General features: G+C 55.6%; 1 protein-coding gene and 1 pseudogene. One reads left to right on the top strand and one right to left on the bottom strand.

What is annotated here, in order from left to right; genetic code table 11:
• Nucleotides 1–370: 370 nt before the first annotated feature.
• Nucleotides 371–688 (bottom strand): hypothetical protein, encoded by a 318-nt coding sequence (locus EWH12_RS21865; RefSeq protein ID WP_037521623.1) that lies wholly within the window; start codon nt 686–688, stop codon nt 371–373.
• Between the two features lie 152 nt (nt 689–840).
• Between EWH12_RS21865 and EWH12_RS21860 the strand changes: the two are divergent.
• A pseudogene (locus tag EWH12_RS21860) lies at nt 841–954 on the top strand (helix-turn-helix domain-containing protein); the annotation flags it as partial.
• Nucleotides 955–1,294 lie beyond the last annotated feature (340 nt).

Here is a 1,294-nt window from a genome sequence, read left to right as displayed (position 1 = left end):
GTTCCCGGCCCAATATCTCCACCGCCGTCCCTCGCTTTGGCTCAGGACGTCCATAACGACGTCCTTATGGACGTCTCTTACGCGCTCACATCACAGCAAGGCAGGCGGCCTCAACCGGTCGGTTACTTGCCTTCGTTCCCCAAGGCGATTGGGATTGGCGCGATTGCCGCATCGATCGCTCACTCGAACCGCCAAACAAGAATTGAAGCGGAGCTTCGTCATGAAGCAGCCGGGTTCGGCAGGAAGAAGCGCGAAGGCAGTAGCGGCTCCGATGTCCGTACACTGCAACATGGAAGTATATAGCGACCGCGGATGCTCCAACCGTCTGCCGCAAATTTATCTTAAATCACGCCAACGGAACCGGTGAAGGTCACTCTTCGTGCCGATGCGCAGGGCGTTGCGGGTCTGTCGCCAGGCGCCAAATCTGACGCCCTTCGATCCGGTGCTCCCGTCCGTCCCAGTCAAAGAAGATGCAGATTTTGATTGAGAAGGCCAGATCAGGATCGGTCGCATATTCAAGCGCTGCGTTCAGTGACAGGCCTGCTATTTCAGGCTGATAGTCCGTTTCGCCCTTGCGCTTGATCGCGATTACAGCAGGGGCATTCCAGGGTACAAGTTCGTCCATCGTTTCCACGTTCAAATATACGTTAACAGATTCCTTCCTCTCCTTGTCGATTTGCCCCGCCATGGTGTTGCGCAGGTGTCGCCGTTTCAATTGAGCATTTCCCGTTGCACCCTTACGTGGGGCGCGACAGGAAAAGCGTCCGATCTGGCATGTATCACACGGATAAGTACAATGGTAAGGTTGTATTTTGATGTTTCATATATCATGTGGTTGCAATGATCACGTCGCAGCAGATGCGGGCCGCACGAGCGCTCCTGAACATCGACCAGCGCGAGCTGGCACAGTTGGCCGGAGTATCGGTGCCAACCATCCAGCGGATGGAAGCGTCTGTTTGAATCAGGCATCACAGAATATGGTCGCGACCGTAGGTTAGCGAAATGCCTTTCCAAAATCACAAGAATAGGGTGCGCTGATGCTACTGCGGGCGGTCGATAGAAAGATCGACGGTTGCCCGGTTCGCGTCATGACGGAGGGCGGCAAGACGATCGAACCGCCGGGCTTTATGGGCGCTCTTGCGAAGAAATCTCCAGTTCGCTGAAGCCTCGTAACCGTCCGATTGTTACCGCGGCTTATGGGCCTTGAAGCGCGCGGCGAGCTCGGGATCGTTGATAAAGTCATCGAGGAATTGGTGCCAGGCCTTGGTCGTGAGACGTGCTTGGCTAAGCATGT

The organism is Sphingobium cupriresistens (assembly GCF_004152865.1).
In the GTDB taxonomy this organism is placed as follows: Bacteria; Pseudomonadota; Alphaproteobacteria; order Sphingomonadales; family Sphingomonadaceae; genus Sphingobium; species Sphingobium cupriresistens.
This window is presented reverse-complemented; position numbering and strand designations above follow the sequence as displayed.

Bases quoted from the DNA above. Each gene is read 5' to 3' on its own strand.
- EWH12_RS21865 (WP_037521623.1), bottom strand. From the start codon at position 688: ATGGCGGGGCAAATCGACAAGGAGAGGAAGGAATCTGTTAACGTATAT.